Origin of the sequence: Psychrobacter sp. 1Y11 (assembly GCF_052259045.1) — a bacterium.
In the GTDB taxonomy this organism is placed as follows: domain Bacteria; phylum Pseudomonadota; class Gammaproteobacteria; order Pseudomonadales; family Moraxellaceae; genus Psychrobacter.
The window spans coordinates 1-13,515 of record NZ_JBQQER010000012.1 but is presented as its reverse complement, the minus strand read 5'-3'; the positions used below and the strand labels follow the sequence as shown (position 1 = coordinate 13,515).

Annotated in this window: 10 protein-coding genes; 5 read left to right on the top strand and 5 right to left on the bottom strand. The window is 45.5% G+C overall.

Annotated features, from left to right (window positions below):
• Nucleotides 1-18 precede the first annotated feature (18 nt).
• Both ACTXGJ_RS10455 and ACTXGJ_RS10450 read left to right on the top strand, forming a co-directional pair.
• A complete protein-coding gene (locus ACTXGJ_RS10455) occupies nucleotides 19-951 on the top strand; it encodes an electron transfer flavoprotein subunit alpha/FixB family protein (protein WP_439244123.1) in 933 nt (310 codons plus the stop codon).
• Nucleotides 952-1,196: 245 nt separating this feature from the next.
• A complete protein-coding gene (locus ACTXGJ_RS10450; protein ID WP_443565936.1) occupies nucleotides 1,197-2,009 on the top strand; it encodes a 2OG-Fe(II) oxygenase in 813 nt (270 codons plus the stop codon).
• 32 nt (nucleotides 2,010-2,041) lie between these two features.
• On the opposite strand, the gene ACTXGJ_RS10445 is transcribed toward ACTXGJ_RS10450, so the two are convergent.
• Both ACTXGJ_RS10445 and ACTXGJ_RS10440 read right to left on the bottom strand, forming a co-directional pair.
• Complete coding sequence (locus ACTXGJ_RS10445) at nucleotides 2,042-2,836, bottom strand: TrmH family RNA methyltransferase (protein ID WP_443565934.1); 795 nt, start codon at nucleotides 2,834-2,836, stop codon at nucleotides 2,042-2,044.
• Between the two features lie 81 nt (nucleotides 2,837-2,917).
• The gene (locus ACTXGJ_RS10440; RefSeq protein WP_443565932.1) at nucleotides 2,918-3,901 is read right to left on the bottom strand and encodes a class 1 fructose-bisphosphatase; all 984 of its coding nucleotides are present in this window, start codon (nucleotides 3,899-3,901) and stop codon (nucleotides 2,918-2,920) included.
• A gap of 493 nt (nucleotides 3,902-4,394) precedes the next feature.
• Between ACTXGJ_RS10440 and ACTXGJ_RS10435 the strand changes: the two genes are divergently transcribed.
• The 3 genes from ACTXGJ_RS10435 (at nucleotide 4,395) to ACTXGJ_RS10425 (ending at nucleotide 7,258) form a co-directional block, all read left to right on the top strand.
• Nucleotides 4,395-5,468, top strand: coding sequence for an aspartate carbamoyltransferase catalytic subunit (locus ACTXGJ_RS10435; protein WP_439244128.1), 1,074 nt, complete (start codon nucleotides 4,395-4,397; stop codon nucleotides 5,466-5,468).
• A 130-nt stretch (nucleotides 5,469-5,598) separates the two neighbouring features.
• Nucleotides 5,599-6,780 carry a dihydroorotase gene (locus ACTXGJ_RS10430; protein ID WP_439244175.1) on the top strand — a complete coding sequence of 394 codons (1,182 nt, stop codon included), beginning with the start codon at nucleotides 5,599-5,601 and terminating at the stop codon, nucleotides 6,778-6,780.
• Nucleotides 6,773-7,258, top strand: coding sequence for a DUF2127 domain-containing protein (locus tag ACTXGJ_RS10425; RefSeq protein ID WP_439244130.1), 486 nt, complete (start codon nucleotides 6,773-6,775; stop codon nucleotides 7,256-7,258). The genes ACTXGJ_RS10430 and ACTXGJ_RS10425 overlap by 8 nt, the downstream gene beginning before the upstream one ends.
• A gap of 40 nt (nucleotides 7,259-7,298) precedes the next feature.
• On the opposite strand, the gene ACTXGJ_RS10420 is transcribed toward ACTXGJ_RS10425, so the two are convergent.
• From ACTXGJ_RS10420 to ACTXGJ_RS10410, 3 genes are all read right to left on the bottom strand, one after another.
• A complete protein-coding gene (locus ACTXGJ_RS10420) occupies nucleotides 7,299-8,579 on the bottom strand; it encodes a cation:proton antiporter (RefSeq protein WP_439244132.1) in 1,281 nt (426 codons plus the stop codon).
• 63 nt (nucleotides 8,580-8,642) lie between these two features.
• Nucleotides 8,643-10,262: a DUF2254 domain-containing protein gene (locus ACTXGJ_RS10415; protein ID WP_439244133.1), complete on the bottom strand. Its 1,620-nt coding sequence runs from the start codon at nucleotides 10,260-10,262 to the stop codon at nucleotides 8,643-8,645.
• 279 nt (nucleotides 10,263-10,541) lie between these two features.
• Nucleotides 10,542-13,394 (bottom strand): M66 family metalloprotease, encoded by a 2,853-nt coding sequence (locus ACTXGJ_RS10410; RefSeq protein ID WP_443565970.1) that lies wholly within the window; start codon nucleotides 13,392-13,394, stop codon nucleotides 10,542-10,544.
• Nucleotides 13,395-13,515: the final 121 nt, after the last annotated feature.

Genomic DNA, 13,515 nt, shown 5'->3' with positions numbered 1-13,515 from the left:
ATATAAAGGATAAGAACAATGGCCATTTTGGTATATGCAGAACATGACAATGCCAGTCTAAAAAAGGCAACCTTAAATACTATTGCCGCTGCGAAACAGATAGGTGATGACGTTCATGTACTAGTTGCTGGCAGTAGCGCACAAGCAGCTGCTGATGAAGCGGCAAAAGCTGAAGGCGTCAGCAAAGTCTTGTTAGCGGATAATGCCGCTTACGAGCATCAACTAGCAGCAAACGTTGCGCTATTGGTAGCGGATATCGCTGGCGATTACAGCCATATCGTTGCCGCTGCTACCACAACCGGTAAGAACTTCATGCCTCGCGTTGCAGCGCTACTTGACGTTAGCATGCTGTCTGAGATCTCAGCAGTAGTAGATGCACAAACCTTTGAGCGTCCTATCTATGCCGGTAACGCGACTGCAACGGTGAAAACCTCTGAAGAAAAAGTAGTCTTAACTGTACGTACGACTGCTTTTGATCCAGTAGCAAGTGAAGGTGGTTCAGCTACCGTTGAAACTATCGATAATGTACAAGATGCAGGTAAGTCAAGCTTTGTTAATGAAGAAATGGCCGCCTCAGATCGTCCAGAGTTGACTTCAGCAGGTATCGTCATATCTGGTGGTCGTGCCTTGGCAAATGGTGAAAACTTCACTAAATACATTGAGCCTCTAGCGGATAAACTGGGCGCTGCTATCGGTGCATCACGTGCCGCTGTAGACGCAGGCTATGTTCCAAACGATATGCAGGTCGGTCAAACAGGTAAGATCGTTGCGCCGCAACTGTATATCGCCGCTGGTATCTCTGGTGCAATTCAGCATTTAGCAGGTATGAAAGACTCTAAAGTTATCGTGGCGATCAATAATGATCCAGAAGCGCCTATTGCTAGCGTTGCTGATTACTTCTTAGAAGCGGATCTATTCGAAGCTTTACCTGAATTGACTAGCAAAGTATAAGGCTTAAACCCTCATACTATCAATATACTTAATTTGCATTACACGAGCCCTGCTATGATATAGCGGGGCTTTTTATTAGGCTGAGTTTTTATTGTGAGATAAGTTGATAGTTTATAAAAACACGCCCTAAACCTAAGTGTTATTGGTTAGGGCAGGGTTATTGGATACAGGCTTTGTTTAGTCTAATATATGACTCTATAATGCTATTAAGATAATTTTCATGGACGAGAGGAGAAAGAGTAAGTATGAATGCAATTTTACAATTAGAACCCACTTGGCAGCAGTGGATCGCAAATAATATAGATCGCGGCGTTGCCTATCATAAAATCATTAACACGCTTTTTGAAAGAGGTTTTTATGGCGCAGCTTATGAGCTGATGTCGCAGCAATCAGGTACTATCAATCTCCCTTATATGGATATGAGTCATAACTCGATAGTTCTGCCGGATAAGACTGTTAGACTGGCATCGACTTTTTACCCTCCCTTTGTCGCTGTTATTGAGAGCTTCTTAAGTCATAAAGAATGTGATCAACTGATAAGCAGTACTGAAGGGAAAATGCGAGACTCTCGAGTTGTAAGCCCTGTCGATGGTACTTTTGCAGAGCACGATGCTAGAACCAGTAAAAGCTACGGCTTTCAACGCGGCGCTACGCCATTGATAACGACGATAGAAAATAGGATAGAAGCCTTATTACATTGGCCAGTGGTTCATGGTGAAGGGTTACAGGTTTTACAATATAGTAAGGGCCAAGAGTATCGCCCACATTATGATTTTTTTGATCCTAAAAATGAAAATTATCAAAAAAATATCGGTAAAGGCGGCCAACGCGTAGGTACTTTGCTGATGTATCTATCGGATGTAGAGGCTGGCGGCGGTACTAACTTTCCTAAGATAAATTTAGAAGTCAGACCCAAAAAAGGAATGGCATTATATTTTGCTAATACCAAGTTTGACGGTAGTATTGAACCTTTGAGCCTACACGCTGGCATGCCGGTGAGTAAAGGCACGAAGTTTTTAGCCACTAAATGGCTACGAGCGAACCCATATGTCAGCTAGTTATCGCTTGAAACCATAAGAGGTTAGGGATTTTAGCTATACTGTCTTTGCCGCAAAGTCTCGTATAGGCATAGCGACCCTGCGATAGCCACATTCAAGCTCTCTTGACCGTTGGGCTGCGGTAGCGCGATAGAGGTCGCGCACTGCATCAGCTCATCGCTAACCCCTTGACCTTCGTGACCCATAATCCAAGCAAGAGGCTTGCGCAAATCATGCTGATAGATAAGAGTATTGGTATGGGAGCTAGTGGCTAACAGCGGCACTTTGACTTTTTCTAGAATATTCTCAATACTCAAACCCTCAAAAATATCAAGTGCGAACTGAGCCCCCATGCCAGCTCGTAAGGTCTTAGGGGACCAAGCTTGGGCAGTAGCGGTAGTGCAGAGCACAGTATTAATACCCACAGCCGCTGCGGTACGTAGCAAAGTCCCGACATTGCCGCTATCTTGTACATCGTTTAGTATCAAACAATCCTCAGTAACAGACGACAGCTCAGGGCTAGGTATATCAATAATGGCCATAATATCGATACCCGCGCCTAAACTACGGATGCTGGCGTATAAAGAGTCGGATAAAACGGCAATGCTGGTATAAGTGGGCAAACGTCTGAGCACTTGCTGAACTTCTGGGTGCTGTTGCATGGACTCTGCTAATAACACTTGTACTAGCGGATAATCACTACGTAATACCGCATCTAGCAAATGTACGCCTTCGATGACAGTCTGACGCTGTTTTTTGCGCTGGCGAGCTTGAGTAAGTAGCGCCTTTGCTAGCTTTACCGCTTGGTTCTTATCCGAGGTAATGCGCTCGATAGGTCTGAGGGTCATAATCAATAACTTAAGTTAAGGGAACAATTTAAATAAAGACGAAAGACGGCAAAGCAAAAGCTGCAACTAAGCTAGCTGACCTTATTGATTATCTTGCGCTGAGTGTAGCTGTTTTACGTAATCCACTTCGTTTTTGCTACCGAGCACCACCGGTACGCGCTGATGAATATCGGTGGGTTCAATATCTAAGATACGTGTAACGGCATCTGTTGCCATACCGCCCGCTCGCTCTATGAGTAAGCTCATCGGATTGGCTTCATACATTAAGCGCAATTTACCGGCCTTGTTAGGATCTTTACTATCGAATGGATAGGTAAACAGACCACCGCGGCATAAGATCCGGTGCACATCGCCGACCATTGCTGCCACCCAGCGAGTATTAAAATCGCGGCCGCGTTCGCCAGTCTTGCCAGCGATCAGCTCGTCAATATACTGCTGCATAGGCGGCTGCCAGTAGCGATAGTTAGAGGCGTTGATAGCATACTCGCTAGTATCCGCATCGATTTGCACCTGGTCTGCTATCAGAAGATAATCACCAGTGTCTGGGTCTAGACTGAACATAACAACGCTATCGGCAATGGTGAGTGCTAATACGGTAGACGTACCATATAACAAATAACCAGCGGCTAATTGTTTATTGCCGGCTTGCAAAAAGTCCTTATCTGCACTGACTTGCCCCTGACTCTGATACGGCAAGATAGAAAAAATAGTACCCACTGCCATATTGATATCGATATTCGATGAGCCATCAAGGGGGTCAAACAATATAAGTAGACTACCGTCCTTATTAGCAGGCGTCGCATGATCGAGCTCTTCTGAGGCCACCCCTGCACAATGTTTATTGTTCGCTAAAGCCTCTAACAATAAGTCATTGGCTAATACATCGAGCTTCTTTTGCTCTTCGCCTTGGACGTTTTGATTACCCGCTTCTCCTAAGATGTCCGCTAAAGCGCCTTTTTGTAATAACTTTGAGATGGTTTTACCCACCTCAGTAACCGTCGTAATAAGTTTAGTGACCGCGGGGTTTGTGGAGTGTTCATTTAAATATTGTGCCAAAGTAATCATAGGGTTTCCTAAGAGGTATAAAGGTAGAGGTTAAAAGTATTGGGCAACGGAAGTTCAAAGCGCTCTATTTGTTCAATAGTTATCCGATAATATTCGATACAATATGAGTAATTACTATTTTATTCTCATCGCTTATCTAGGGCTATTCTAGTGCTATCTGTGCTTGCAAAAATTATTAAACAGGCAATAATGCCTTAGCGTGATAAATAAGCGCGATAAATAAGCGCGATAAATAGACAACACGGTGCCTTTGTGCGACTACTAAAATCAGCTACACTATCCTTATTACTGACTTTGCTACTGATTTGTTATTATCTTATCGACGACAGCAGTGCAGTCACGTAAAGTGTAGCAAATAAGTGCTATAAAGTCTTTTTGTCTGTGATTATAGGCTTGCTGTTAGCTCATAATTTTACAGCTTAGAGCCTCTAGATCTATATAAAACCCATTTTATAAAATCTTTCTTCTAAATTAATAATAAAGATTCGCGACTATGACAACTTCTAATGATACCCGTTCAACCGCTAATACCTCGCCCACGGACTACGCTAAGGTCGATCCTAGAGCTATCCACAAGCAGCTCGATATCTCTCTTAGTCGCCCGCAGCTCAACGACGATGGCAGAATCCGCCATTTTTTAGGGGTAGAAGGACTTAATAAGGCGCAACTTCAAAGCATCATCGCCAAGGCCGAGACTTTTATTGATGAAAAAGGGCAGTTACTGAATCGGCCTGAGCTTGAGGGTTGTACGGTAATGAATTTGTTCTTTGAGCCCTCAACGCGGACACGCACGACCTTTGAAGTAGCAGAAAAGCGTCTGGGCGCTAATGTGCTCAATATCGATATTGCGCGCTCAAGTACCAAAAAAGGGGAGAGTTTACGCGACACGCTATGGAACTTGCAAGCGATGACCGCGGATATTTTTGTGGTGCGTCACTCGGCTTCAGGAGCGGCGCACTTCATGGCCACAGAGGTCACCCCAGATATTGCCATCATCAACGGCGGTGATGGCTGGCACGCGCATCCAACCCAAGGCATGCTCGATATGCTCACGATCCACCGTGAAGCGCGGCGACCGTTTGAGGAGCTATCGGTGGCGATTATTGGCGATATTAAGCATTCACGCGTAGCACGCTCAGATATTAGTGCGCTACAAACGTTAGGGGTTAAAGATATCCGAGTGATTGCGCCGCGAACGCTTTTACCTAAAGGTATCGAGCGCTTTGGTGTAAATGTCTATGAAGATATGAATGAATGTGTCACCGATTGCGATGTCATTATGGGGCTTAGAATACAGAACGAACGGATTGGCTCGCCGCTGCTTGCCTCATCAAGTGAGTACTACAAACATTACGGCATCACCCCTGAGCGTGTCGCACTAGCCAAGCCTGATGCACTCATTATGCATCCAGGGCCGATGAACCGCGGCATTGAGATTGCCTCTAGTGTGGCAGATGGCGTACAGTCGGTAATCTTAAAGCAGGTCAGTAATGGGGTGGCTATTCGTATGGCGGTGTTGGCTTTGGCGATGGAAGGACAGCGCGCGCATCAAGCGGCCCGTAGCTAAGATTTGTCAGTGACAGAGAGGCAAGGTCAAACAGACCCTAATATCCCGCTACGCTATTTTACTCTTATTTATACTCCTTATTGACACGGTAATAACGCTCATGACAACTTACACAAATTCTGATATTCAGATGCACAACTTACTCCCAGAAGCCTTCAAAAAATCACTGCCAGACACGGCGACGGCACAGTTAGCAACATCAGCAACTGATCGCGAGATGTGGGTATTACCGCCACTAGTTGATCTATGCGCGCGTCTGCGCGAACCGGGGCAACAGCAGCATGGTACGCTAATCTCAGAAGGACGTGCTGCTCGGGCTAATGGCTTTTTGCATGTGGTGATTCCGCCGGATACCAACCCCATTTTAGAAAATGGCTCGCTGCTCAAGGGCCTGCGTGAGCGCGCGCTTGAAGATGGCGGTATTTATTTGCATATCCTTGGTGCCTTGACCGAAGGCTTAAAAGGCGATAATCCCTCTAACATTGCCGGCCTAAAAAAAGGCGGCTGTATTGCTGTTTCAAATGCACGTCAGCCTTTCGCTAATGATCTAGTGTTATTGCGCACTTTAGAGTATGCGGCCACTTTTGGTTTAAAAGTCTTTTTTTATCCTGATGAGCCAAGTCTCTCTGGTGAAGGGGTCGCGCATGAAGGCTACATTGCCTCATATCATGGTCTCCAAGGTATTCCTTGGATCGCTGAGACCGTGGCCTTATCTACGCAGTTATTGATGGTGGAGGAGACTGGTATTGCCGCGCACTTTAGTCAGTTGTCTTGCAAATCCTCAGTTGAGCTGATGCGCTGGGCGAAAGATAAAGGCTTGCCGGTGACTTGTGACGTGGCTATGCATCAATTGTATCTCACCGATGACAATTTGGAAGGGTTTAATGCCCAAGCTTATGTGTTGCCGCCGCTACGTAGTAACACTGATCAGCAAGCGCTGCGCCGTGGTCTACAGGACGGCACGATAGATGCGATCTGTAGTCATCACGAACCTCTTAATGCGACCGCCAAAAAAGCGCCTTTTGCTGAGAGCACCCCAGGCATTTCTAACTTCGATACTTTTATGGCGCTTGCTTGTCAGCTGGTACGTGATAAGATTTTAACCTTAAATCAGTTGGTCGATAAGATATGCCTTAATCCAGCAAAAATTGCCGGTATCAGCGCTCAGTATGAAAACACAGGTGGCGCAATCTTGGTAGATCCGAATGTGGAATGGCAAGTGACGAGCGAGACGATGCTTTCTAATGGCAAAAATACGCCGTTCTTTGCGCAGCAGCTGCAGGGCCGAGTTGTGGAGACTTTCTTTGTCTAACACGGCTAGGCCAAATAAAAGCGCGGCTAGCGAATCGATAAAAGCGGTTGCCCTTTACGAGATTGTCAAAGGCGTGGGCGCGCTGTTAGGGGCAGGAGCACTATGGCTATGGCACAGCGACCTTCAGCAATGGCTGATGACAGCGACGGTGTCTTGGCAGCAGTACTTTGGACAGCTATTAGCTCCGCAGGTTGAGAGCAGCGTCGCGATTGCGCAGCGAGCCAGTGAGAATTGGCCGTTATTTTTACTCTTTATCTGTATTTACGCGAGTATTCGTTTTATCGAGGCTTATGGCTTATGGCAAGATAGGACTTGGGCTTATTGGTTCAGCGTGCTTGGCTACGGTATATTTATTCCGGTTGAATTGTATTATCTGTTTGCTAGCCCTTTTGACTGGTTTAAATTATTCATCCTCATATTGAACGTTATCATTGTCATTGTGGTTTATCGCAATATGAAACGTAAAGGTTTGATATAACAGTGCTGCCGGCTAGGTTTTAGATAAGAACTACTAAAGCTTATAGAATCGCTTTTGCTGGAGGCTCGTCATGACGAATGCTCTTTGCGACCCTGCCGACACTCAAGCCTTGTACTAAGATTGAAAATATAACCACGGCATAGGTCAAGGCCAATAAAATATCGCGCTCAGCGCCTATGGGTAACTGTAATACCAAGGCGACGGATATACCACCGCGCAAACCACCCCAAGTTAATACTTTCCAAGCACCATCGGGCAAGTCAAGCTGTCGACTAAAAGTTTTTGTAGTCATACCCACGACAATAAAGCGCGCTAGTAAAGCGATAATAATGGTCAGGCCACCAGCGATAAATAGGTTGCTAGAGTAAGCAATTATCACAATCTCAAGACCGATTAAGACAAATAAAATAGCGTTTAGAATCTCATCGATGAGCTCCCAAAACAGGTCAATATAGTGACGCGTCTTATCACTCATCGCCAAGGCGCGTCCGCGATTCCCGACCATTAAGCCCATCATCACCATCGCTAGTGGCCCTGACAAGTGCCAATAGCTAGCGAGCGCATAACCGCCAATGACACCTGCCAAAGTCAAGAGCACCTCTTCTTGATAGCTATCAATGCTTTTGAGCATATAATACAAAATCGCGCCTAACACTAAGCCAAAAACAATACCGCCGCCAGCTTCAACTGCTAAAGTATGCGCCACATAATTAGCGGTTGGGATATCACCACTAGTCAGAATCCCGAGCAAAATGACAAAGATAACAACGCCGATACCATCATTGAATAACGACTCGCCTGCGATAACGGTTTCTAAGCTTTTGGGCGCGCCCGCAGAGGCCAAGATACCCATCACTGCGATAGGATCTGTCGGTGAGATTAAAGCGCCGAACAACAAGCACCAAATAAAAGGTAGGCCAAAACCTAGCAGCGGTAGCATCAAATAAATCGCGGTAGCAATAAGAACCGCTGAGATGATAGTGCCAATACAGGCCAATATACCGATAGGAAGCTTATAGCGGCGCAAATCACTGATGTTGACATGCAGAGCACCAGCAAACAGCAACATAGAGAGCATGCCATCTAGCAAGACTTCAGTAAAATCAAGCTGATCTAATAAGCTGATCTCGTAATCGATCAGCTGATCGAAGCCCAAAAATCCCAAAAATATAGCAAAGATCGAGAGCAAAATGGAGATCACCATCACTCCGATAGTGGTTGGTAAGCCGATAAAGCGGTGATTGACGTAGCTTAGCAGCGCGGTTATCGATAGGAAGATAGCACTGATCTCAAGGATGCTTAGGCCGGAGGTAGATGCCATAAAGTTGTCTCAGGTAAAGGTAAATATAAGGGCAGAGTAAAACGCAAAATTTATAGTGTTAAATTACCTAGATTGGCTTGCTAACGCTTTATTGATATGGCTTGCAAAGGTACTAGTATAAGTAAAGTGCTGACGCTGTGCATCATCACCTTGAATAAACTGCCTCGCTTGCTCGCACATGGCACTCAGATCATCAACCAGCTCGCTGTGAGCTAGGTTCGCACGGCCAGCACGCTCAATCAAAGTTAGCTCATGCATCAGCATTTGTCGCTGAGCGTTATTGACACGAGCACAGTTGAGGTCGGTCATAGCGCGGCACAGCGCCTTTAGTACCATTAAGTCAGCGATCGCGTAGCGGCGAATTTCCCCCAGTGAGGTGTCAAGAAAGTCTGATACCTCAAGCGTTTTTGTGACCAGTGACAGTATCGCCTTATCGGACTGATTGACAGCCACGTCATCGCTATCTCCATCAAGCGGCGGTATATAAAAATGATAAGGACTTGGCTGCTGGCGGCGCATCATGGTACTCAAACACACCGTCAACGACTGTACGCAATTAACAGCGGTGCGTGGGTCATTGATACCAGGGGAGAGGGCGCGTATGGCAATCTCAGTTATTTGTCCTAATTTATAGGAGATATCGTTTAAGTGTGAAGGACGACGCTCGATGTGAAGGTTGGCGGCAAAGCGACGCCAAAAGTCGCCATCAGGAGTACGCGGTAATACCACTAAATCAGGTGTTTTAGACTTTTGCACATCGCTGCTATGATGAGGCGGACGCTGATAAAAGTAGCCTATCACGTTTTGATCAGTGACGAAATCGCCTAAATTGCTACACAGCTGGATGACGCCGCCATAGTCCTGCGCAAGCACAATAAGCGATTCGATATAAATTTGCTGCAAATAGCCTGAGCTTGGCGCATACATAACCGTAGCAGACCACGTCTGATAGGCATCGACATCGCCGCGCGCCACATGGCGCTGATGCTCAATGTCACAATGATCAGGATACCAGTATTCGACGCTATTAATGACATCATAGCTAGCGCCTTGAATCACATGTGAAGCCTGAATAGCATGTACCATATGCTGCACAAAATACACCAATAGCAAGGCACAAATGATCGCCATAACGATAGCAAAGGTCACCGCAAACTCAGGAACGCCAAAATCAACGTCTTGCTTATGAATAGACTTAAGTACCAGTAGGCTATAACTAAAGGTACCAATAAAAGCGCCAAGCACAAACTGATTGGGCGTATCGGTTAAAAAGTTACGTAATAGCCGCGGGCCAAACTGTGATGAGGCCATAGATAGTACGGCAATGGTAATCGAAAAGGTCGTACCAGCGACGCCCAATACTGCACCTGCAATCGCCGTCATGATCGCCCGCGCCGCCTCATCACTGCCAGTAAACGCAAAACTGATTTCGCTCACTGCAGCACGATCAAACTGCTGATCAATGCTGATCAGCAGTGGCGCTAATAAGATACCCGCTAGCACGCAAGTAGTAGGAATAAACCAATAAGAGCTGCGTAGCACTTGCCATAAGTTTTTTAGACGGTCAGGGAGGTTGGTTAAGGTTTGCATCGATAGAAGGCCTGCGAACTGCTCAAAGCTACGCAAAATCATGGCTACTAAGCGATGCGGTAAATTTTTCTTATTATTAGTATGTTCGCTCACTGCTGCAGACTCCAAAAATAGTGTTAAGTCTTACTCATCAAAAATAACTAAGCGAGCCTTTTTAAATGAAAAGTCTTAAGAGTAAACTACCTTACTATAAAATATATAATGAGTAACTATATATTATAAAATAAGCGACGATAAACAAGCCCCTATACGATATAAGAGCTTATTTATTGGTCAAGGTGAGAATGAGGCTTGGCGCTTCTTTTATCCTAGTTCATTTCTGCTAAACACCAGAGGTACATGAGTAAGTAAGAATTTCTGTACAATTATTTACTATATGATTAGACTGTAAAACCAAGTACTTATCGTCGTGCTCAATTTCTTTAGCATTGACGGCTCTTCTACAGTATCTACAGTTGCTAATTGAATTTGTCTATTACTTGCCATAATCTTTTGTTTTTGCATAATATCTACAATTAATGGTAGGTTTTTACCAGCGCTAGATAATATCACGCTTGAGTTTTGTGTGAGCATCGTCCATTTTTGATTACCGCCATTATTACAACCATAACGAATTAAGCGGGCTCGATTATTATTTAAATAGCCATTTTCTAAGTCAAAGCATTGATTGCCTTGCTTGATGGCGTTGGCGGATACATCCATTTGCCAAACTTGCGAGCTTGCTTGATCATCACAAGGGGCTAGGTTAATGACATTGCCACCTTGCGGCATGAGGCACTGATCTATCGCCATTTTATTATGGATACGACCTTTGCTGTCTTGAATCCATTGCTCAGAGTCATCTCCTGTGCAAGCACTTGGTCCGCTGATAAAAGCATTGAGCTTACCATCTTCTAATGTCTCAACTTTTAGGCAGTTATTGCCATTAAGCAGTGAACTGACATCTGCTAAAGGTTGGTCATCCCGTAGATTTAACTCTGCAATAAACTTCTGAAAGGCAGTGATGACCTCCGGCCCGCCCTCGACTAAATCATCACGATACACATTGACCCAACGATTTAAGCGATACATGGTCTGTTGTTGCTGCTCATAACGCTCGAGTACCTGAAAGGCAAGCGGGCTGAGCGCTTGACTGAGCGCATCACGATCATCTTTATAAGAGTGATATATCAGCTCACCCTCGGCGTCCAAATTGATAGTCGGGTTGGCCGCTTGGGTGATAAGTTGTTGCTCTAATAGTGGTAATTCGATTTTTCTTAAGGCGCTAAAGCCATGCTCTTTACCAAAGGTAACGGCTGGCTTGATGGGGTCGCTATATGGACCAATAGTCGTTGAAGATAATAATACCTGTGCTTCGTTGGTTTTTTTACAATACAAATTGACTTTGCTAGGATTTTCAGAGATTGCTAAATTGACATGAAATTTATTGGCATTGCCATTCATACGATGAGGGGCAAGGGCAATGTTATTAACCATATTATTACTATAAGTAACGGTCAGCCAGCAGCTAGCGACGTCAGCTGAACTACTCGCCGCCGGTAAATCAAAGACGTTACCCCAGTTACCACGCGCTGCCGGATAAATAATACCCTTTTGCTCAACAGGGTCATAACCGCCTAAAATAGTATAGACAGGCACGCCCTGCAAACGCGGTCTTAAATAGTTGCCATCGGCGCTGTTGTACCAAACATTATTAGATCTTGGCACTTTAGGTTGTACGATCTGCATTCTTTGACGCTCAGCATTCCATTTTTTATAGCCCGTCACTGAGTCACTGGCAAACATGTAACGATCGAAGGCTGGCTGAATTTTGGTTTTCGTACTATAGCCGGTGTAATGGGTGTAGCGCGAGATGTCACTGTTATTAGAGCCACCCGACATGGCGTCACGACCATAGCCATATTGACCTAAGAAAGTAGGTGAGTCTTCAGTACCGGGACCGACATCTTTACGCCACCATTCAAAGTTACCCCGCATTCTATTTCTAAGCGGCATGAACCCCCAACCACTATCGGCATGGTGCTCTGACCAGAATTTTTTATCGCCAACTTTACCTGGGTAATGCCCCAATCCATAATGATGGCCAATTTCGTGACTAAATTCATTGCCGACCGAATCGATCAAAGTCAGCATGCCATTACCACCGCTTAAGCCATGGTTGAAGATACCGTTCGCGTATTTGCCACGAGCGTGATGCGCATTGACGTTTTGGGTGAGCTGCGGCTGTTCTTGGCTTTGCATAGAAGCACTAGTGACACCCCAATTGGCGAGGTTAATACCAACACCAAAAGTTGATTTTGCGGTATTTTCGCGCATGTCGCCACTATATACGCCGCCCTCAGAGCTACTACCTGAAGCCGTATCATAAATAGTACCGTTCGCTACCATCACCCGATCAAGCACGACGTCATCGTATTTAGCGATAGTCATTTGTGCTGCTGGAATGGTCTGGAAATAATCTGCGCCCGCCTTTTCTGGTTGTAGCAGCATATAATGACCATTGTTATTTACAGTCACTGCGCTCAAAAGACCAAGACGAATATTGGTCAATATCAATTCGCCTGGAGCAGCAAAATCTATCTTATCTTCTGACAATTCGCCGCTACGATTTTGCGCATCGACGATGCGAACTTTGAGGCCGCTTTGTACCTCTTCCCAGTTGAGTTTGGTTGACCAAGCCCGCTTACTATAGGCGACACGTGGTCTATCATCGCTGTTGTTTTGATCAGAGTTTGGGATTTGGGTCGGGTCGTCTAAATTGACCCTGCGTAATAGCAGGCCATCTTGGTAAATCTCAGCAACCAGCTCATTGATCGCACCCATCTCAAGTGTAGGCGTAACCAGTAATAACGCCTCTTTTTCTGCGGTTAGGCGCGGCATGTTTTTTGCTTCGTTGCCGTGAGGATCTACCGTATGATTCTGCCCAAATTGAATCATGGCTTGGAAAGAGCCTAGTAAGTCAGAACGGATATCGCGCGTCTCACCTGCACCGTTATAGTCAAAGAAACCTAATAGATAGTAATCAGCACGGTCTTTTTGTGGTTCTGGGTATTTGATTGGTGTGCTAGGTTCTAGCGGGGTTAAAGGAATACTAGGCTTAATGGGTGTACTTGGTTCAAGCGGTGTTAATGGTACGCTAGGTTTGATTGGCGTACTTGGTTCAAGCGGCGTTAAAGGAACACTAGGTTTGATAGGCGTACTAGGTTCAAGTGGTGTTAAAGGCACGCTAGGTTTGATCGGCGTGCTTGGCTCAAGTGGCGTTAATGGTTCGCTAGGTTTGATCGGCGTGCTTGGCTCAAGTGGCGTTAATGGTTCGCTAGGTTTGATCGGCGTGCTTGGCTCAAGT

Excerpts from the sequence above, each read along its gene's own strand:
- ACTXGJ_RS10430 (WP_439244175.1), top strand. The coding sequence starts at position 5,599 with ATGCACAACTTACTCCCAGAAGCCTTCAAAAAATCACTGCCAGACACG.
- ACTXGJ_RS10435 (WP_439244128.1), top strand. The coding sequence starts at position 4,395 with ATGACAACTTCTAATGATACCCGTTCAACCGCTAATACCTCGCCCACG.
- ACTXGJ_RS10440 (WP_443565932.1), bottom strand. The coding sequence starts at position 3,901 with ATGATTACTTTGGCACAATATTTAAATGAACACTCCACAAACCCCGCG.
- ACTXGJ_RS10455 (WP_439244123.1), top strand. The coding sequence starts at position 19 with ATGGCCATTTTGGTATATGCAGAACATGACAATGCCAGTCTAAAAAAG.
- ACTXGJ_RS10450 (WP_443565936.1), top strand. The coding sequence starts at position 1,197 with ATGAATGCAATTTTACAATTAGAACCCACTTGGCAGCAGTGGATCGCA.
- ACTXGJ_RS10445 (WP_443565934.1), bottom strand. The coding sequence starts at position 2,836 with ATGACCCTCAGACCTATCGAGCGCATTACCTCGGATAAGAACCAAGCG.
- ACTXGJ_RS10420 (WP_439244132.1), bottom strand. The coding sequence starts at position 8,579 with ATGGCATCTACCTCCGGCCTAAGCATCCTTGAGATCAGTGCTATCTTC.